The following is a 17917-nucleotide window of genomic DNA, read 5'->3' on the forward strand; positions in this document are numbered from 1 at the left end:
GAGGGGGGTCCGGCCGCGAGGCCGGGCCCCATTCCGCGTCTTCCGCCCCACCTTCCGCCGCCCCCTCCCGGCGCGCGGCTCGCATGTCCAACGGGGAGCACCAAGAACATATGCGTAAGTGGAATCGCGCCGTCCCGGCGGCGCTGGGCGCCCTGGCGCTGACGGTGACGCTGGTCGGCTGCACCGACACGGACGACGCGAAGGGCGGGAAGGGCGGGAAGAACGCCGGTTCGTCCGAGGAGAAGAAGACCTTCCGCCTCGGAGAGCGCAGCCCTTCGCAGGGCAGCATGCGTGCGGACGAGGAGGGCGCCACGTACACGGTCACGCCCACCCGGGTCGAGACCGGCACGAAGGCCGACATGGACCATTCGGGCCTCGATCTGAATCAGCTTCCGGGCCCGAAGGTCCCCGTGCACGTGTGGTCCACGCTCACGCACACGGAAGGAAGGCCGATGCGGATCCGTGAAATGGCCGGTGACCTGGTCATCCGGACCGACCAGGGTGAACGCACCGAGGCCCTTCTGGTCTGGATGGGCGAGGCCACCTGGAAGAACTGCCCTGAGCCCGACTCCGAGAAAAAGGTGGGCGAGGGGAAGTCGGAGAAGATCTGCACGACGTTCCTGATCACTCGTGGCACCGAGCCGGAGGCTGTCGAGCTCACCCGGGGCTGGTACAAGGAACCACTGGAATGGGTGCTGAAGGGCTGACCGCGACGGCCGGACACCTGGGGCCGGACACCTAGGGGGTGTCGGTGCCCTTCGTTAGGATCTGCCGCCATGACGCAGAGCGCAGCGGAAGCCTGGCCCGAACCACCCCTCGCCGGTACGGAGGCGGCAGCCGTCCTCGGCGCGCTGGAACGCCAACGGGCCACGCTGGCCTGGAAGACCTCGGGCCTGGACGCCGCCGGGCTGAACGCCACGGTCGGCGCGTCCGCCGTCACCCTGGGCGGCCTGCTCAAGCACCTGGCGCACGTCGAGGACAGCCACTTCGCCCGCCTGTGGCTCGACGCCCCGGTGGGTGCGCCCTGGGACGCGGTCGACTGGGACGACGACCCCGACTGGGCCTACCGCTCCGCCGCCCACGACACTCCCGAGCAACTGCGCGCCCTCTGGCGGGAATCGGCGGCCCGCTCCCGGGCCACCGTCGACGCGGCACTCCGCGCGGGCGGCGGCCTGGACCAGCTCGGCGCGTACGTCACCCGCAGCGGCGAACGCCCGAACCTCCGCCGCATCCTCCTGGACCTCATCGAGGAGTACGCCCGCCATGTCGGCCATGCCGACCTCATCCGGGAGTCGGTCGACGGCCTGACGGGCGAGGACCCGCCGAGGTGAGCCGAGGCCTGATCAGGGGCCAGTCATAGGGTGCGTGGATGACGACGACCAACACCCCTTTCCGGATGACCGTTCTGGGCTGCGCGACGCCCTACGCGAGCGTGGACAACCCGTGTTCGGGGTACCTGGTGTCGGCAGACGGAGCCCGCGTCTGGGTGGACGCGGGCAGCGGGACGCTCGCCGAGCTGCAACGGCACGTCCGGCTGGATGAGTTGGACGCGATATGGATCTCGCATCTGCACGCCGACCACAGCGCGGACCTCCTCACCGCCTACTACGGCCTGCTCTTCGCCGACATCAGGCTCGCGGCCCCGATCCCGCTGTACGGCCCGCCGGGCATCGCCGACCGGCTCGCCCACTTCCTCACCAACACCGGGAGCCGCAGCCCGGTCGAGTCCGCGTTCGCCGTCGAGGAACTGCACGACGGGCATCACGTACGCGTAGGCGCGCTCACCCTGACCAGCAGGGCGGTCGAGCACGGCATCCCCGCCTTCGCCCTGCGGGTCGACGACCCCGCCGGCCGGTCGCTGGTCTACTCGGGCGACACAGCCCCCTGTCCCGCGCTGACGGGCCTGGCCGACGGATGTGACGTACTGCTCTGCGAGGCCGAGAGCGACCGGGCGCCCGCTACCGAAGACCAGGTGCACCACACGCCGGAGGACACCGGCGACACCGCCCGCTCGGCCGGCGTGGGACGGCTGATCGTGACGCACGTCGGCCGCGCCCTCACCCCGCAACAGGCGGTTTCCCGGGCGGCGACGCGCTACGCGGGCCCGGTCGAGTACGCCACCCCCGGGGCCTCCTTCGCGGTGGGCCGAGGCCACCCCCGTAACCGATCGACCCCGTAGCCGATCGGCGGATCAGCTCCGCAGGTCCGCGAGCCTGGCCAGCGCGTCGGCGGCCACTTCCCCGTCCTCGGGCCCGAGTCGGACCGCGGCGGCTTCCTCCAGCAACACCTTCGCCTCCTCCGCGTCCCCCATCCGCTGCGCGATGTCCCCGCGCAGAACGAGGAGCCGCAGCCTCTGTACCGGAGTCGGGTGCTCGTCCGTGAGCCCCAGCACCCGGTCGATGATCTTCGCCGCGCCCGGCAGGTCCTGCTTGGAGTCCGCGAAGAGGTCCGCCATGTGCAGCGCGCGGGCGAAGGTCTCCTTCGGGGCGAGCCGGTGGTTCGGGTCCTCGCTGACCGGCTGGCCGATCCGGATCGTGTTGCCGGTCGGGTCGGTCATCAGGAACTGCCGCACCCCGTACGACATGTCCTTCAGCGGACCGATGCGCGGCAGCCCCCGCGTCGGGATGCGCCCGTAGGCGGCCTTGAGGCCCGCCCGGAACGCCGTATGCAGGCCGTCCACGTCATCGGTGAGGACATAGCACCCGGAGTGGGACGACGCCGGGTCGTAGTCCTTCATGCCGTACAGCTGGAGTTCGACCGCTCCCCGCTCGACGACCGCGTACGCGTACGGGCTCTTCTGGAGGTACGTCGTCTCGAAGCCCAGGGCGGTGTAGAACTCGACCGCGGTCTCGATCAGCGAGGTCCGGCAGGGCAGCAGGGGGATCGTCGTCTCGGCCATCCGGCCAGCGTAGTCAAATTTGAATACCACGGTCAACGATTGTTCGATCGGTCGCGGGCGGGACCGTTGTCGGCGGCCTTCAGAAATGAAAGTTCTCGCCGCTCCGGCGCGTCTTCGCAGGTGGGGGGCGGCAACACAGGTCTAGACCAAATGACCCCTTTACGCCCCTCCCCGCCCGTGCGTTACTCGTGGCATGTCCATGGCATCCGATTATCGGATGCCATGGGTCCCTTCCCCGTCCACGTGCCCGGAGGTGGCCATGTCCGTGTTCCGTTCTCCGTCCCGCCGCATCAAGAGATCCCGAGCAGCTTTACCGGCCGCCGCTCTCGGCAGTGCCGTGGCGCTGCTCCTGACCGGCACGGGCACGGCCGCCGCCGCGCCGCCCGCGCCCGATGAGCCGGTCCGGTCCGGACACGCCTGGATGGGGGCGGGCACCCGCATCGAGCAGGGCCCCGCGTCCTCGGCGTCCGACGGGGTCACACCGATGGACACCAGCGGCATCCAGGGCATCGACGTCTCCCACTGGCAGGGGTCGATCAACTGGGGCTCGGTGAAGGCCGCGGGCATCGACTTCGCCTACATGAAGGCCACCGAGGGCACGTCCTTCAAGGACAGCAGCTTCAACGCGAACTACACCGGCTCCTACAACGCCGGTCTGATCCGGGGCGCGTACCACTTCGCCCGCCCCGACATCTCCAACGGAGCGACCCAGGCAGGGTACTTCGCGAGCAACGGCGGAGGATGGTCCAAGGACGGCAAGACCCTCCCCGGTGTGCTGGACATCGAGCACAACCCGTACGGCGCCACGTGCTACGGCCTCTCCACGACCCAGATGCGCACGTGGATCAACGACTTCTACACCACCTACAAGGCGCGCACCACGCGGGACGTCGTCATCTACACGACCGCCAGCTGGTGGAACACCTGCACCGGAAGCTGGACCGGCATGGCCGCCAAGTCCCCGCTCTGGGTGGCCCACTGGGGCACCAGCAACCCGACCATCCCCAGCGGCTTCCCCACCTGGACGATCTGGCAGTACTCGGCCACCGGCCGGGTCGGCGGAGTCTCCGGCGACGTGGACCGCAACAAGTTCAACGGCAGCCTCGCCCGGCTCCAGGCCCTCGCCAACAACACGGCGTAGTCTCCCCGCTCGGGCGGCGGCCGGGTGAGCCCGTCGGCGGCTCACCCGGCCGCCGTACCGCGACCGTGCCTCTGCCGCCCCCCCACACACACACCTGGAGCTTGCCGTGATCCTTCCGCAGCCGTCCCGTCGCCACGTCCTGCTCGCCGGTGCCGGCGGCCTGGCCGCCGTCGCCTTATCGGGTACGGGTACGGGCACGGCCCACGCCTCCGAGGCGGTCACCCCCGACATCGACGGCACGGCCCAGTGGAAGGCCCGTGCGCCGCAGAGCCCGGTGACGCTGGTGGGGAAACGGCCGACGAAGATCATCGTGCACCACACGGTCAGCGACAACACCTCCGACGTCTCCCGCGCCCAGGCCCACCGCCACGCCCACTGGGTCCAGGACTTGCACATGGACCAGAACGGGTGGTCCGACACCGGCTACCACTTCCTCGTCAGCCGGGGCGGCTGGATCACCGAGGGCCGCCACCGCAGCCTCAGCACGCTGCAGAGCGGCAACGACTTCGTTATGGCCGCGCACACCTCCGGCCAGAACGACCAGGCCATCGGCATCGCCAACGAGGGCGCGTACCACGACGGCGCACAGCCGCCGCGGGCCCAGTGGGAGGTCCTGGTGGCCATCTGCGCGTACGTCTGCGAGCAGTACGCCATCGCACCGAGCAGCATCTACGGCCACAAGGACTTCGGCGACACCCTCTGCCCGGGCGTGCTCCACGACAAGCTGCCGCAGCTCCGCAGCGAGGTCGCGGCGAGCATGGGCTGAGCACGACGTCGCCCCGGGAGGTTGCGTACGACGTGGCCCCGGGGGAGTCAAGGGGCCGTCGCCGTACGCACCCACCCACCCGCTACGACCGCCGCCGCAGCGCAGCCCGCCCCGGCAACGTGACCGCGAGCAGGGCCAGTCCGCCCGCGGCCGCGACGAAGGCCCCGTACAGCAGCGGCGGTACGTACGGTGCCTCGCCGGTCGTGCCGCCGATCATCGGGATCAGCGTGGCCGCCGCGATCGCGGAGCCGAGGACCACGCCCACCGCCGACACCAGCAGGCTCTCCCAGCCGAGCATCCGCAGCACCTGACGCCGGGTGGAGCCGACCAGGCGCAGCGTGCCCAGCTCGCGGCGGCGGTCGAGCACCGTCATCACCAGGGTGTTGACGGCGGCGATGGCGGCGAAGCCACCGAGGACCGCGGCCATGACGTTGTTGGACCAGGAACCCAGCCGCGCGTCGAGGCTCTGCTCGGTGGCGAAGCCCGAGGCGTCGGTGACCTCGCCCAGGGCCGTGAGCGCTTCCGCCGAGCCACCGCGCACCAACAGGGTGCTGTCGAAGCCCGAACCGACGTGCCCGGCCAGGGCCGCCCGGTCCATGGTCACCGAGGCCAGGCCGAGGCCGCGTCCGTACACCGCGACGACCTCGGGGGAGGTCTCCGTACCGTCGGGGAGATAGAGACGCAGCCGGTCGCCCACACCGACGTCCGCCGAGTTCGCCAGGGTCCGGTCGATGGCGATGCGGCCCTCGCCGAGCCGGTCGAGGCTGCCCTCGCGCACGTCCAGGTCCTGCACCTTCGCCAGCTCGGCGCCGGAGCCGGTGACGCCCTGCGTCGTCGCACCCTGGAGGGACGCGAACTCGCCCGAGCCGGCCGGTACGAGCACCTGGGTGTCCAGCAGGCCCACGGCCGCCTCCACCCCTGGCGCGCGGGCGGCCCGCGCCACCGCGTCCACCGGGAGCCCGGCCGGGTCCGTCACCACATGATCCGCCGTGATGCCCGCCCGCACCTGCGCGTCCGCGATGTGGCTCTGGCTCGTGTGCAGGAAGACCAGCGTCGAGGCGAAGGCCATCGCGAGCACGATCGGGGTGATCGCGGAGGCGAGACGCCGGGCGTTGGTACGGGAGTTGGCGACCGCGAGCCCGGCGGCCGGGCCCGCGCCGCGCAGCGGGAGACCGAAGAGGCCCGCGCACAGCCGTGCCACCAGGGGGCCGAGCAGCGCGACGGCGAGCATGAAACACATGACGACGCCGAGGGAGGCCCCGGCCGCGTCGTCCCCCGTCGAACGGGCGGACAGACCGGTGAGGAACACGCCGCCGACGAGCGCGCCGATGCCCAGCACCGTACGGACGACGCCCGGTCGCAGCCGCTCCACCGACGCCTCGCCGAGCGCCTGTCCCGGCCTGATCCGCGCGGGCCTGCGCCCGGCCGCCCAGCCCGCGCCGAGCGCGGTGAGCAGCCCGACGGCGACGGCGACGAGAAGGGGAATCCAGGAAACGTGCACGCGCACCGCTTCCGGGATCGCGCCCCGGTCCCGCAACTGCCCGAACCACCAGTGCGCGAGCACGATCCCGGGCAGCGTGCCGACGATCCCGGCGAGCGGCGCGACGAGCACCGCTTCGGACGCGACCGCGCGGCGGATCTGGCGCGGGGTGGCTCCGACGGCACGCAGCAGAGCGAACTCTCGGGCCCGCTGGGACACGGACAGGGCCACGGTCCCGGCCGCGGTGAAGACCGCGACGACGGTCGCGATGCCGCCGAAGGAGCCGCCGATCCCGAAGAGGGTCTCCTTGGCGTGGCCGAGCCCCGGGTCCTCGACGGCACCCCGGTCGTCGCCGGTGCGCACCTCGGCCCCGGAGCCGGCCAGGGCCTGCCGCACGGAGGCGGCGAGGGCATCGGTGTCGGTACCGGGTTCCGCCAGTACGGCGATGGCGTCCGCCGCCCCGGGATGCCCGGCGAGCGTGGACGCCTCGGAGTCGGCGAACCAGACCGACGGCTGTGCGGTACCGGTCGCCCGGCCGCTCTCAGCGGACTCGGCCTCGGCCCCGGCCCCGGCGACGCCTGAGACGCCTGAGACGCCCGTGATGCCTGCGACGCCTGCGACGCGGAACTCCCGCTGCCCGGCGGCGGTGTCCAGCGCGACGGTGTCGCCGACGGCCGCCTTCGCCGCGCGGGCCGTCCCCGCGTCGAGGACGACCTCGCCCGTACGGGGCGCGGATCCGGCGGTCAGCGCGGTGCCGGTGAAGGCGTGCGAGCCCCAGCCGTGCCCGGTGAGCAGGCCGCCGGGTACGGGCAGTTCCCGGAAGCCCGAACCGTCCCCCGCGTCCGCCGCCCGCACCGGAAAGGTGAAGTCCGGGACGGCGGCAGCCGCGCCCGTCGCCCCGGCGGCCCTCGCCGCGAGACCGGCGTCCACCCGTGCGGTGTCCGGCAGCGGGACCGCCTCCTCCTCGCGGTCCTCGCCGCTGCCCGTGACGACGTACTCGTACTGGTCCGCCGCCACGACGACCGGCACGTCCGCGTACCGCACCGGCGGCACCGACGCACGCGCCCCGGTCTCCAGCAGGATCCCGCAGGCCGTGACGATCAGCGCGGACATCATCAGCGCCACGAACGTCCCCGCGAAGGACGCGGGCTTGAAGCGGACGGCCGCGCGGGCGAGTCCGTTGGGACGCATCATGCGGCCGCCGCCCCCGCCATCGCGCCCGCCCCGGCGGTACGAGCGGTGAGCACCCGCATGTGCTCCGCGATCCGCTCGGCCGAACCGCGCTCCAGCCCACCGGCGAACGAGCCGTCCGCGAGGAACAGCACCCGGTCCGCCCAGGCGGCCGCGACCGGATCATGGGTGACCATGACGACGGTGGCCCCGGCGGTGTCGACGGCGCGCCGGAGCAGGCCCAGGACCTCGGCGGCGGTGCCGGTGTCCAGGGCCCCGGTGGGCTCGTCGGCGAACACCACGTCGGGGCCGGTGATCAGGGCGCGGGCGATGGCCACCCGCTGCTGCTGACCGCCGGACAGCTCGCCGGGCCGCCGCCGCGCCTTGTCGGCCAGCCCGACCCGCGCGAGCACGGAGGCCGCCCGGTGGCGGTCCTGGCGCTTCCCGGCGAGGCGCAGGGGCAGCAGGACGTTCTGCTCGACGGTCAGGGAAGGCAGCAGGTTGAACGCCTGGAAGACGAATCCCAGGCGGCCGCGGCGCAGCTCGGTGAGCTCGTTCTCGTTCATCCCGGTGATCTCCGTACCGCCGAGCCGCACGGAACCCGCCGACGGCCGGTCGAGCCCGGCGGCGCACTGGAGGAAGGTGGACTTGCCGGACCCGGACGGGCCCATGACCGCGGTGAACGTACCGCGCGGCAGGGCGAGATCGACCCCGGCGAGCGCGTGCACGGCACCCGCGCCGCGCCCGTACTGCCGCCGGACCCCGCGCAGTTCGACGGCGCTCCCGGGCGAGGCGTCCCGGAGGTCCGGCCGGTCGCCCGTTTCCGCCGTGTGCCGCTCGCCCCTGCGTAGCCTCATGTCCCGTTCCGCCCTCTCACGATCCGCTCGTACCTGCCGACGAGGTGCAGCGTGCGGTGACGGCGGTGCGCGGGGCGTCATACCCGGGAGCCAAGGTGGGGGTGCTACTGCGGTAGGGGGTGGCCTTCCCGCCCACCCCGCCCGGCTAGGGGAGCTGCTCCTTCTCGGGGTAGTAGGCGTAGGCGTAACCGCCGTTCTCGGTGCCGCTGACGACGCCCGTGAAGCCGACGGAGCCCGGCTCGGGCAGCTCGATGCTCTGCTGGAACACGGAGCCGTCGCACACCTGCGTCCCCGTGGCCGACGGCACGTCCTTCCCCGCGACGGTGAACGCCAGCGCCACCTTGCCGCCACCGGTGCAGGCGAACGCGAACGTCACGCTCAGCACGGTGGCCGGGTGGGTATTGCCGGCCTCGGCCGCAGCCCTCCGGACCCGCCGAGGCCGGGGCTGCAGGCTCTCGCGCCGAGCAGAGCCGTCACGGAGAGGGCGGCCGAGAGGCCGATGCCTCTTCCTCGGGTCATGACAACGGCCCCGTCAGGCCGAGAACGCACCGTGCTTCACGGCGGTGACGAAGGACGACCAGCCGTCTGCGGAGAAGACGACGGCCGGGCCTGCGGGAGCCTTGCTGTCGCGTACGGGGACGGTGGCGTGGCCGTCGGCGACCTCAAGGCACTCGGCGTTGGCCCCGCCGCTGTAGCTGGACTTGCGCCATCCGGTCGCGGGCGCGCTGTCAGAAGTCCTGGGTTCGTTGATGTGCATGTTCGTGCTCCTCCGCGATGCTTCTGACCAGGGCCACTGACTTTTGCCGTGAGGCCGCGTCACTCAGAGCGAGAGTGTAGGAGGTGTGGCAGGCCGCAACCAGCGCCGGATCATCCATGAGGCGGCCGTTGTTCAGACCCTCGACCCATGCCACAGGAGCCGCGTCCGCGAAGGACAGCAGATAGAGCATGCTCTCCAGGAGCGCGTGCGCGCCGGCTGCGAGAGGCAACACATGCAGCCGCAGTCGGCCGGTGTCCGCCATGTCCGCCACCTTGTGCAGTTGCTCCGCCATCACCTGTGGTCCGCCGACACAGCGCCTGAGTGCGGCCTCGTCAAGGAGTGTCCAAGCTACCGGTGCTGATGGCTTTTCCAGCACCAGAGCTCGCTTGGCGCGGCTGACAATGAGTTCGTCAAGTTGTGCCACGGAGTAGTTCGGGCGGTACGCCTGGAACACGGCCGCCGAGTAGGCCTTGGTCTGGAGCAGCCCCGGGATCAGGGCGGCACCGTACTGACGGATCTCCGTGGCCTCCTGCTCCAGCTCGGCGACTTCCCTGAAGTAGTGCGCGAAAGCCGGATCCAGATCCTCCAGCCACCGGGCGAAGAAGCCGTCCGTGTTCAGGGCTCGATCGATTCGCTGTGCGTCCTCCGGGTTCGGCAGCCGCCGCCCCGCCTCGTAATGGCTGATGAGGGTCGGCGAGCAGACGACCATCTCGCTCAGCGCCTCCTGCGTCAGCCCCACCGCGATGCGCCGCAGTTTCAGCTCCTCGCCGTACTTCTCCCTAGGCGTACGGGGCCTTTGTTTCGTTCCCATTGCAGCCCAACTCCTCGACCTGACCAGCGTGCTGTCATCCCCGACCCCCTGGAAGCGTAGCGACCCGCGACCTCACTCTGTGATGGGTTCGCTACACAAAGAAGCGAAGCCCGCACGCTGACGCACTCCGGAAAGCAGGTCCCCCCCATGAAGCACACCCCGTACCCCGACGCCTCCACGATGCGCCTCCTGCCGTGGACGAGCACGGGCGGGAAGCCCTGTTACGTCGTGGGGGACGGCACCGGCTATGTGTCCCGGAAGGCCGACGAGGTCGAGAGCATCCAGCTCGACATGGCGGACGAACTGCTCGGCCACGCCACCGACCTGCTGGCCGACGGCGAGGCCACCGGGCCGCAGGTCCGGTTCCTCGCCGACCGGCTGACCGAGTCGCTGCACCAGGTCCAGCGGATCGCGGAGAGCAGAGGTTCCCGATTGGAGGCGGTGCTCTCCCGGTCCGCACCGCCCCAGTCCCAGTCCCAGTCCCAGTCCTAGTCCCAGTCCTAGTCCCAGTCCTAGTCCCAGCCCTAGAGTCGGGGCCCCCGGCTACCCGCTCCGCGTCGGCAGACAGGGGTCGATGACCTCGGCGATCAGGGCGGCGCCGCGGCTGTTCTGGTGGATGTGGTCGGTCGTGAGCACGAGACCTCGGCGCCTCGAGACCGCGTCGAGGCTGCGGCGCAGCACTGCGTGCCGGAAAAGGGCACCGGCGCCGGCCGCGGTCGTCAGTTCCCGGTACGGGATCGGCGGCGGGTCCGCTTCGCGTAGCTCCTCGGTCTGGCGCTCGTGGAGGGGGAGGTAGGCCGCCCCGGTGGTGGTGGCGACCTCGGCGATCATCCGGCTGTAGGCGCGCGATGCCTGGGCCGCCGCTCCGTCGAGTTGTTGGCCGAGGACGGGGAGCGACAGCAGGCCGACGGTCGCGTCGGTCTCCGTCCGGAGCCGTTCGACGAGGGCCCCCAGGCACTGCTGGAACCCGCCGGCCGACGGGCGTCCGGGGAGTTGTTTGCGCTTCATGGCCCGCTCGACCGGGTAGCCGGCGAGGCTTGCCCGGGCATCGTTGGTCCCGATCAGCACGGTGACGACGTCGGGCGGGTCCGCGATGACGGCATCGAGGCGCCGCGAGAGGTTGTGGGCGAAGTCGCCGTTGGCGCCGAAGCGGGCGAGCCGTACGTCGCCGGGAGGGCGGCGTCGTTCGAGGAGGCCCAGGTAGTCGGCGCTGAGCTGCGCGCGGGTGAGGCTGTCGCCGAGGCATGCGACGCGTGTGGTCACGGCGTTTGCGGGTCGGGCGTGCCGACGTGCTCGGTCGGGCGGCCGTCGGTCCGGGGACGGTGTTCGGTGCCGAGGCCGGCGGTGATGGTCAGGATGGACGAAGGCCCTGCCATGTCGACCGCGTGCCATGCCCCGGCCGGGTTGACGGTGGCCTCGCCGGGCCTGAGCACGACGCGCTCGGGCACCCCGTCCACGTCGCGGGTGACGGTCACCGACCCGCTGAGGCAGGCGACCAGTTCGTCGCCGGAGGGGTGGCGCTCCCAGTGGTCGCCGGGGCCGTCGCCGTCGAAGACGGTCACCATCCGGCCCTCGGCGCCGTCCGCCGCGACTGCGGTGCTGTAGGCCTGGAGCACCTCCGGGTCCCAGGCGAAGCCCTCGACAGGTTTCGCTCGCGATCCCAGCCCGAGGTGCACGGGGGTTGTCCGCAGGTCGATGGCGTTGCGTTCGTGGTTGACGAGTCTCATGCGGACGATCGTCACAGGACGGTGACCGGTCGTCTTGAAGGAAAGGGAACGGCAGCCAAGGAAGGGGAACGGAAGCCGGTGCGACGGGCAGGCGGTCGGCGGCTACCCGGCCCCGAGGAGGACTTCCCCGCGTCGCCAGGCCGTCGGTGACCGGCCCGTGAACTCGCTCCAGTCCCGGACGAGATGGGCCTGGTCGGCGTAGCCGGAGACGGTCGCCACCTCGGCCCACGGGAGCGGGGCGCGCGCCGTCGCGAGTTCGTGCGCGTGCTCGAAGCGCAGTACTCGAGCGAAGGTTTTCGGCGACAGGCCCACCTCACCGCGGAACCGCTCGGTGAGGTACCGGCGGCTCCATCCCAGCTCTGTGGCGACCGCCCCGACCCGGACGCGGCCCCGCGCGGCGACGAGGCGGCGCCATGCCTCGGCCACCTCGGGGCGCACCCGGGGCAGCCGGTCGCTGTCGGCGCCGCGGCCGAGGGCCCGCAGGAGCAGCGCGTCCAGCGCGGCGAACCGCGCGGCCCACGTCGTCGCCGCTCGGAGCCGGTCGACCAGTTCGACGCCGAGCGTTCCGAGAAGTTCGTCGAGGGGGACCAGCCGGTCGGCGAGCGCGGCGGCGGGCATGCCGTAGAGGGCTCGGGCCCCGAGCGGTGTCAGCGACACCTGCACACCTTGCTGGCGTCCGTCGTGGTGGATGGCGACGGACCGGCACATCAGACCGCCGGCCACGCCGTCGTATCGGTTGACCGGTGACCCGTCGTCGACGCCCGCCGCGACGTCCAAGGGGCCGGACAGGCTGATCACCGCGGTGAGCACGCGGCCCGGCGGACCGCAGTGCACCCCTGCCGGGAACCCACGAAGGTCGAAGCCGACATACGAGCTGACGTACCGCCGCAAGGCGGTCGCCGGACGTGCACCGACACTGGTAGCCGTAGGGTCCTGCACCTCGTCAGTCTACAAACCGGCGAGCCCGGCGAGCCCCGCGCGCTGTTCGCAGTGCTCGCAGTTGTTCACCGGGCCGGGCCGCGCACCTCCTGCCGCCCGCCCCGCTTCTTTCTGCGCTCCGCCATGGACACCCTGCTGGCGGACGAATACCGGGACGGCGGGGCACAAAGGGGTGAACCGTACAGGGAACCGCACGGCGAACCGCCCTGTCAGTGGCACCCGGTAGCGTCGGGTCATGTCCAACATGGCCGTCCTCGAAGGTGTTCTGGAACGGATCACCTACGCCAACGAGGAGAACGGATACACGGTCGCCCGCGTCGACACCGGGCGCGGGGCGGGCGATCTCCTCACCGTGGTCGGGGCGCTGCTCGGCGCGCAGGTCGGCGAGTCGCTGCGGATGGAGGGCCGTTGGGGCTCCCACTCCCAGTACGGCAAGCAGTTCACCGTGGAGAACTACACCACCGTGCTTCCCGCCACCATCCAGGGCATCCGCCGCTATCTCGGCTCCGGGCTGATCAAGGGCATCGGGCCGGTGATGGCCGACCGGATCACCACCCACTTCGGCGTCGACACCCTCGACATCATCGAGCAGGAACCGAAGCGGCTCGTCGAGGTCCCCGGCCTCGGCCCCAAGCGCACGAAGATGATCGCGGCGGCGTGGGAGGAACAGAAGGCGATCAAGGAGGTCATGGTCTTCCTCCAGGGCGTCGGCGTCTCCACCTCCATCGCCGTGCGTATCTACAAGAAGTACGAGGACGCCTCGATCTCCGTCGTGAAGAACCAGCCCTACCGGCTCGCCGCCGACGTCTGGGGCATCGGCTTCCTCACCGCCGACAGGATCGCCCAGGCCGTGGGCATTCCGCACGACAGCCCCGATCGGGTCAAGGCCGGCCTCCAGTACGCCCTGTCCCAGTCCTCCGACCAGGGGCACTGCTATCTCCCCGAGGAACGGCTCATCGCGGACGGCGTGAAGCTCCTCCAGGTCGACACCGGGCTGGTCATCGAGTGCCTGGCCGAGCTGGCCGCCGATCCGGAGGGCGTCGTACGGGAGAAGGTGCCGTCCCCCGAGGGCGGCGAACCGATCACGGCGGTCTATCTGGTCCCCTTCCACCGGGCCGAGCTGTCCCTCGCCGGGCAGGTCCGGCGGCTGCTGCGGACCGGGGAGGACCGGATGCCGGCCTTCCAGGACGTGGACTGGGACAAGGCGCTGGCCTGGCTCGCCACCCGTACGGGGGCCTCGCTCGCGCCCGAGCAGGAAGAGGCCGTACGGCTCGCGCTCAGCCGGAAGGTGGCCGTCCTGACCGGCGGGCCCGGCTGCGGGAAGTCGTTCACTGTCCGCTCCATCGTCGAGCTGGCCCGGGCGAAGAAGGCCAAGGTGGTGCTCGCCGCCCCGACCGGGCGCGCCGCCAAACGCCTCGCCGAGCTGACCGGGGCCGAGGCGTCCACCGTGCACCGGCTCCTGGAGCTGAGGCCGGGCGGGGACGCGGCGTACGACCGGGACCGTCCGCTGGACGCCGATCTCGTCGTGGTCGACGAGGCGTCGATGCTCGATCTGCTGCTCGCCAACAAGCTGGTGAAGGCGGTGGCACCCGGTGCCCACCTCCTCCTCGTGGGTGACGTCGACCAACTGCCCTCCGTCGGCGCGGGGGAGGTGCTCAGCGATCTGCTCGCGGAGGGAGGCCCGGTCCCCGCCGTCCGGCTCACCCGGATCTTCCGCCAGGCCCAGCAGTCCGGCGTCGTGACGAACGCGCACCGGATCAACGCGGGACAGACCCCGCTCACCGAAGGGCTGAGCGACTTCTTCCTCTTCGTGGAGGACGAGACGGAGGACGCGGGCAAGCTCGCCGTCGATGTCGCGGCCCGTCGCATTCCGGCCAAGTTCGGTCTCGACCCGCGCCGTGACGTGCAGGTCCTCGCCCCGATGCACCGGGGACCCGCCGGTGCGGGGCACCTGAACGGGCTGCTCCAGCAGGCCATCACCCCGGGCCGTCCCGACCTCCCCGAGAAGCGGTTCGGCGGGCGGGTCTTCCGGGTCGGTGACAAGATCACTCAGATCCGCAACAACTACGACAAGGGCGAGAACGGCGTCTTCAACGGCACGGTCGGCGTCGTCACCGGCCTCGACGTGGACGAACAGAAGCTCACCGTCCGCACCGACGAGGACGAGGAGATCGGCTACGACTTCGACGAGCTGGACGAGCTGGCCCACGCGTACGCCATGACCATCCACCGCTCCCAGGGCAGCGAGTATCCGGCCGTCGTCATCCCCGTCACCACCAGCGCCTGGATGATGCTCCAGCGCAATCTGCTCTACACGGCCGTGACGAGGGCCAGGAAGCTCGTCGTGCTCGTCGGGTCCCGTAAGGCGATCGGCCAGGCGGTCCGCACGGTTTCCGCAGGCAGACGCTGTACGGCACTGGATTTCCGGCTCCGGGGCGGCTCAGGAGAAGACTTCTCGTGACCCCTGCACAAAAATGATCGATCAAATCGGTGGGAAACATCACGGAGGTCTTCCGGAACCGCAGTCAAGGGGGCAGGATGAGTAAGTTGGCGGCACTCAGTGCCGTCAGTAGGTCCAATGGACGACCCCGAGTGCACTCTCCTGAGCCGAATGGGGGAGGGTGGAAGACAGTCAGGGCACCTCGAAGAAGAGGCACTACGTCGGTGAGGGATGACGTGAGCGAGCACACCAACAACGCTGTAGTACTGCGGTACGGCGATGACGAGTACACCTACCCGGTGATCGACAGCACCGTCGGCGACAAGGGCTTCGACATCGGGAAGCTCCGGGCCAATACCGGCCTGGTGACGCTGGACAGCGGATACGGCAACACAGCCGCCTATAAATCCGCCGTCACGTACCTCGACGGTGAGCAGGGCATTCTGCGCTACCGCGGATACCCGATCGAGCAGCTCGCCGAGCGCTCGTCGTTCCTCGAGGTCGCGTACACGCTGATCAACGGCGACCTCCCGCAGGTCGACCAGCTGGCGACCTTCAAGAACGAGATCACCCAGCACACGCTGCTGCACGAGGACGTCAAGCGGTTCTTCGACGGCTTCCCGCGCGACGCCCACCCGATGGCCATGCTGTCCTCGGTCGTCAGCGCGCTGTCCACGTTCTACCAGGACAGCCACAACCCGTTCGACGAGCAGCAGCGTCACCTGTCGACGATCCGCCTGCTGGCGAAGCTGCCGACGATCGCGGCGTACGCCTACAAGAAGTCGATCGGGCACCCCTTCGTCTACCCGCGCAACGACCTCGGGTACGTCGAGAACTTCCTGCGCATGACCTTCTCGGTCCCCGCCCAGGAGTACGAGCTGGACCCGGTCGTCGTCTCGGCGCTGGACAAGCTGCTCATCCTGCACGCGGACCACGAGCAGAACTGTTCGACCTCCACCGTGCGTCTGGTCGGCTCCTCGCAGGCGAACATGTTCGCCTCGATCTCCGCCGGCATCTCGGCGCTGTGGGGCCCCCTCCACGGTGGCGCCAACCAGTCGGTGCTGGAGATGCTGGAAGGCATCCAGGCCAACGGCGGCGACGTCGACTCCTTCATCCGCAAGGTGAAGAACAAGGAGGACGGCGTCCGCCTGATGGGCTTCGGCCACCGGGTGTACAAGTCCTTCGACCCGCGCGCCAAGATCATCAAGGCCGCGGCCCACGACGTGCTGTCCGCGCTCGGCAAGTCCGACGAGCTGCTCGACATCGCGCTCAAGCTGGAGGAGCACGCGCTCTCCGACGACTACTTCGTCTCGCGCAACCTCTACCCCAACGTGGACTTCTACACCGGTCTGATCTACCGGGCCATGGGCTTCCCGACCGAGATGTTCACCGTGCTCTTCGCGCTCGGCCGCCTTCCCGGCTGGATCGCCCAGTGGCACGAGATGATCAAGGAGCCCGGTTCCCGCATCGGCCGCCCGCGCCAGATCTACACCGGCGAGGTCCTCCGCGACTTCGTCCCGGTCGAGGGCCGCTGACCCGGACCTCGTAGCACCCTGTAGTGCCCGGCCTCTTCGGCCGACTGCCTTCGCCCCGCGTACCGCGCTTCGCACAGAGCGCGGTGTCCGGGGCGATTCGGCGTTTCAGGGGGGGCGACGTGGGAGGGGCCGATGTGGCGACGCGGGAGGGGCCGATGTGAGGGAGGGCTGGAAAGCGAGAAACGCCCCGCCGCCGATCCCCCCACGGGTCGACGGTCAGGGCGCTTCCCATATCCCGGAGCGGATTCCCCCCACGGGATCCGGCCGGGCGTCTGGCAGGGAGCCGAAGCTCCCATGTTCTGTTGTGTTCCCTTGTGCCGCGATCCGCCGGGGTACGTACGCACGGGAGGGCCGCTCAAAGCTCCCCGGTGCACGTGCCCCGGCCAAACGCTTGCCACAGGAGCGTCCCCCAAGACACTCCATCGGACGTCCCCCAAGACATCCTTGGCATCGCACTCTAAGACTCGCGAACCCACCGGATGGTTACCCTGAAATCGGTGTGATCTAAATCTCTTTGTGGAAGTTACGTGAAGGCACGCAACCGTAGGCTGTTCGTGACGACGAACACGGACGAAAACGCCATGGCGGCTCCCGCGATCATTGGGTTGAGCAGGCCACTTGCAGCCAGGGGCAAGGCCGCAACGTTGTACCCGAAGGCCCAGAAGAGGTTGCCCCTGATGGTGGCCAGCGTACGCCTGGAGAGACGGATTGCGTCAGCGGTCACCTTGAGATCTCCACGAACCAGCGTGAGGTCGCTCGCCTCGATCGCCGCATCCGTCCCGGTGCCCATCGCCAGCCCCAGATCTGCCGTGGCCAGCGCGGCCGCGTCGTTGACCCCGTCGCCGACCATGGCGACGACCCGCCCCTCGGCCTGAAGGCGCTTCACGACGTTCACCTTGTCCTCGGGAAGCACCTCCGCGTGCACCTCGTCGATGCCCACCTCGCGTGCCACGGCCTCCGCCACGGCCCGGTTGTCACCGGTCAGCAGGACGGGCCTCAGCCCCAGGGCGCGCAGCTCGGCCACGGCGGCCGCACTGCTGTCCTTGACCGCGTCCGCCACCCCCAGCACGCCCCGCGCCTCGCCGTCCCAGGCCACGACGACCGCCGTACGGCCATGCTCCCCGGCCTCCGCCAGGGCCTCCGTCAGCTCGGGCGGGAGGGGGATCCCCGCGTCGGCGAGGAGGCGGGGCCGTCCGACGAGGACGGCGTGGCCCTCGACGGTGCCCTGGACGCCGAGTCCGGGGATGTTCTGGAAGTCCTCGGGGGTGGGGAGGGGGCCGGTGGTGTCGGTCGCGGCGGTGGCGATGGCTTGGGCGATGGGGTGTTCGGAGGCGTTTTCGAGGGCTCCGGCGATCCGGAGGACTTCCTGCTTGTCGGTTCCTTGGGTGGTGTGGG

General features: G+C 70.8%; 18 protein-coding genes. 8 read left to right on the forward strand and 10 right to left on the reverse strand.

What is annotated here, in order from left to right; genetic code table 11:
- Positions 1–110: 110 nt before the first annotated feature.
- The 3 genes from ACIQPT_RS35510 to ACIQPT_RS35520 all read left to right on the forward strand — a co-directional run bounded on the left by ACIQPT_RS35510 (position 111) and on the right by ACIQPT_RS35520 (position 2179).
- The gene (locus tag ACIQPT_RS35510; protein WP_401162195.1) at positions 111–707 is read left to right on the forward strand and encodes a hypothetical protein; all 597 of its coding nucleotides are present in this window, start codon (positions 111–113) and stop codon (positions 705–707) included.
- A gap of 69 nt (positions 708–776) precedes the next feature.
- Positions 777–1331, forward strand: coding sequence for a DUF664 domain-containing protein (locus ACIQPT_RS35515; protein ID WP_401162197.1), 555 nt, complete (start codon positions 777–779; stop codon positions 1329–1331).
- Between the two features lie 38 nt (positions 1332–1369).
- Entirely contained in the window at positions 1370–2179 is an 810-nt protein-coding gene (locus ACIQPT_RS35520; RefSeq protein ID WP_401162199.1) for an MBL fold metallo-hydrolase, read from the forward strand.
- A 12-nt stretch (positions 2180–2191) separates the two neighbouring features.
- Here the strand turns inward: ACIQPT_RS35520 and ACIQPT_RS35525 are convergent, their stop codons facing one another.
- A complete protein-coding gene (locus ACIQPT_RS35525; RefSeq protein WP_401162200.1) occupies positions 2192–2899 on the reverse strand; it encodes a VOC family protein in 708 nt (235 codons plus the stop codon).
- A 259-nt stretch (positions 2900–3158) separates the two neighbouring features.
- On the opposite strand from ACIQPT_RS35525, the gene ACIQPT_RS35530 reads away from it, so the two are divergent.
- Positions 3159–4040: a lysozyme gene (locus ACIQPT_RS35530; RefSeq protein ID WP_401162201.1), complete on the forward strand. Its 882-nt coding sequence runs from the start codon at positions 3159–3161 to the stop codon at positions 4038–4040.
- A gap of 106 nt (positions 4041–4146) precedes the next feature.
- Entirely contained in the window at positions 4147–4806 is a 660-nt protein-coding gene (locus ACIQPT_RS35535) for a peptidoglycan recognition family protein (RefSeq protein WP_401162203.1), read from the forward strand.
- An 82-nt stretch (positions 4807–4888) separates the two neighbouring features.
- Here the strand turns inward: ACIQPT_RS35535 and ACIQPT_RS35540 are convergent, their stop codons facing one another.
- The 5 genes from ACIQPT_RS35540 to ACIQPT_RS35560 all read right to left on the reverse strand — a co-directional run bounded on the left by ACIQPT_RS35540 (position 4889) and on the right by ACIQPT_RS35560 (position 9881).
- The gene (locus tag ACIQPT_RS35540; protein ID WP_401162205.1) at positions 4889–7480 is read right to left on the reverse strand and encodes an FtsX-like permease family protein; all 2592 of its coding nucleotides are present in this window, start codon (positions 7478–7480) and stop codon (positions 4889–4891) included.
- A complete protein-coding gene (locus ACIQPT_RS35545; RefSeq protein WP_401162206.1) occupies positions 7477–8313 on the reverse strand; it encodes an ABC transporter ATP-binding protein in 837 nt (278 codons plus the stop codon). The genes ACIQPT_RS35540 and ACIQPT_RS35545 overlap by 4 nt, the downstream gene beginning before the upstream one ends.
- A 145-nt stretch (positions 8314–8458) precedes the next feature.
- Positions 8459–8689, reverse strand: a complete 231-nt coding sequence (locus ACIQPT_RS35550; protein ID WP_401162207.1) for a hypothetical protein — start codon at positions 8687–8689, stop codon at positions 8459–8461.
- Positions 8690–8845: 156 nt separating this feature from the next.
- A complete protein-coding gene (locus tag ACIQPT_RS35555) occupies positions 8846–9070 on the reverse strand; it encodes a DUF397 domain-containing protein (protein ID WP_401162208.1) in 225 nt (74 codons plus the stop codon).
- The gene (locus ACIQPT_RS35560; RefSeq protein ID WP_401162210.1) at positions 9042–9881 is read right to left on the reverse strand and encodes a helix-turn-helix domain-containing protein; all 840 of its coding nucleotides are present in this window, start codon (positions 9879–9881) and stop codon (positions 9042–9044) included. Before ACIQPT_RS35560 ends, ACIQPT_RS35555 begins: the two co-directional genes overlap by 29 nt.
- Positions 9882–10028: 147 nt before the next feature.
- Between ACIQPT_RS35560 and ACIQPT_RS35565 the strand changes: the two genes are divergently transcribed.
- Complete coding sequence (locus ACIQPT_RS35565; protein WP_401162211.1) at positions 10029–10373, forward strand: hypothetical protein; 345 nt, start codon at positions 10029–10031, stop codon at positions 10371–10373.
- Between the two features lie 51 nt (positions 10374–10424).
- On the opposite strand, the gene ACIQPT_RS35570 is transcribed toward ACIQPT_RS35565, so the two are convergent.
- The 3 genes from ACIQPT_RS35570 to ACIQPT_RS35580 form a co-directional block, all read right to left on the reverse strand.
- Complete coding sequence (locus ACIQPT_RS35570) at positions 10425–11144, reverse strand: SGNH/GDSL hydrolase family protein (RefSeq protein WP_401162213.1); 720 nt, start codon at positions 11142–11144, stop codon at positions 10425–10427.
- Entirely contained in the window at positions 11141–11608 is a 468-nt protein-coding gene (locus ACIQPT_RS35575; RefSeq protein WP_401162215.1) for a cupin domain-containing protein, read from the reverse strand. The genes ACIQPT_RS35570 and ACIQPT_RS35575 overlap by 4 nt, the downstream gene beginning before the upstream one ends.
- 102 nt (positions 11609–11710) lie before the next feature.
- Positions 11711–12547, reverse strand: coding sequence for a helix-turn-helix domain-containing protein (locus tag ACIQPT_RS35580; protein ID WP_401162216.1), 837 nt, complete (start codon positions 12545–12547; stop codon positions 11711–11713).
- Between the two features lie 235 nt (positions 12548–12782).
- Between ACIQPT_RS35580 and ACIQPT_RS35585 the strand changes: the two genes are divergently transcribed.
- Together ACIQPT_RS35585 and ACIQPT_RS35590 are read left to right on the forward strand one after the other, a co-directional pair.
- Positions 12783–15008 carry an ATP-dependent RecD-like DNA helicase gene (locus tag ACIQPT_RS35585; RefSeq protein WP_401162217.1) on the forward strand — a complete coding sequence of 742 codons (2226 nt, stop codon included), beginning with the start codon at positions 12783–12785 and terminating at the stop codon, positions 15006–15008.
- 215 nt (positions 15009–15223) lie between these two features.
- Positions 15224–16522 (forward strand): citrate synthase, encoded by a 1299-nt coding sequence (locus ACIQPT_RS35590; protein WP_030593301.1) that lies wholly within the window; start codon positions 15224–15226, stop codon positions 16520–16522.
- Positions 16523–17045: 523 nt separating this feature from the next.
- Here ACIQPT_RS35590 and ACIQPT_RS35595 read toward each other — a convergent pair.
- Positions 17046–17917: HAD-IC family P-type ATPase (locus ACIQPT_RS35595; RefSeq protein WP_401162219.1), on the reverse strand; the 872-nt coding region annotated here is incomplete at its 5' end.

This window comes from Streptomyces sp. NPDC091289 (assembly GCF_044757365.1).
GTDB lineage: Bacteria > Actinomycetota > Actinomycetes > Streptomycetales > Streptomycetaceae > Streptomyces.

Bases quoted from the DNA above. Each gene is read 5' to 3' on its own strand.
- ACIQPT_RS35520 (WP_401162199.1), top strand. From the start codon at position 1,370: ATGACGACGACCAACACCCCTTTCCGGATGACCGTTCTGGGCTGCGCG.
- ACIQPT_RS35560 (WP_401162210.1), bottom strand. From the start codon at position 9,881: ATGGGAACGAAACAAAGGCCCCGTACGCCTAGGGAGAAGTACGGCGAG.
- ACIQPT_RS35530 (WP_401162201.1), top strand. From the start codon at position 3,159: ATGTCCGTGTTCCGTTCTCCGTCCCGCCGCATCAAGAGATCCCGAGCA.
- ACIQPT_RS35585 (WP_401162217.1), top strand. From the start codon at position 12,783: ATGTCCAACATGGCCGTCCTCGAAGGTGTTCTGGAACGGATCACCTAC.
- ACIQPT_RS35555 (WP_401162208.1), bottom strand. From the start codon at position 9,070: ATGCACATCAACGAACCCAGGACTTCTGACAGCGCGCCCGCGACCGGA.
- ACIQPT_RS35525 (WP_401162200.1), bottom strand. From the start codon at position 2,899: ATGGCCGAGACGACGATCCCCCTGCTGCCCTGCCGGACCTCGCTGATC.
- ACIQPT_RS35565 (WP_401162211.1), top strand. From the start codon at position 10,029: ATGAAGCACACCCCGTACCCCGACGCCTCCACGATGCGCCTCCTGCCG.
- ACIQPT_RS35510 (WP_401162195.1), top strand. From the start codon at position 111: ATGCGTAAGTGGAATCGCGCCGTCCCGGCGGCGCTGGGCGCCCTGGCG.
- ACIQPT_RS35515 (WP_401162197.1), top strand. From the start codon at position 777: ATGACGCAGAGCGCAGCGGAAGCCTGGCCCGAACCACCCCTCGCCGGT.
- ACIQPT_RS35545 (WP_401162206.1), bottom strand. From the start codon at position 8,313: ATGAGGCTACGCAGGGGCGAGCGGCACACGGCGGAAACGGGCGACCGG.
- ACIQPT_RS35575 (WP_401162215.1), bottom strand. From the start codon at position 11,608: ATGAGACTCGTCAACCACGAACGCAACGCCATCGACCTGCGGACAACC.
- ACIQPT_RS35540 (WP_401162205.1), bottom strand. From the start codon at position 7,480: ATGATGCGTCCCAACGGACTCGCCCGCGCGGCCGTCCGCTTCAAGCCC.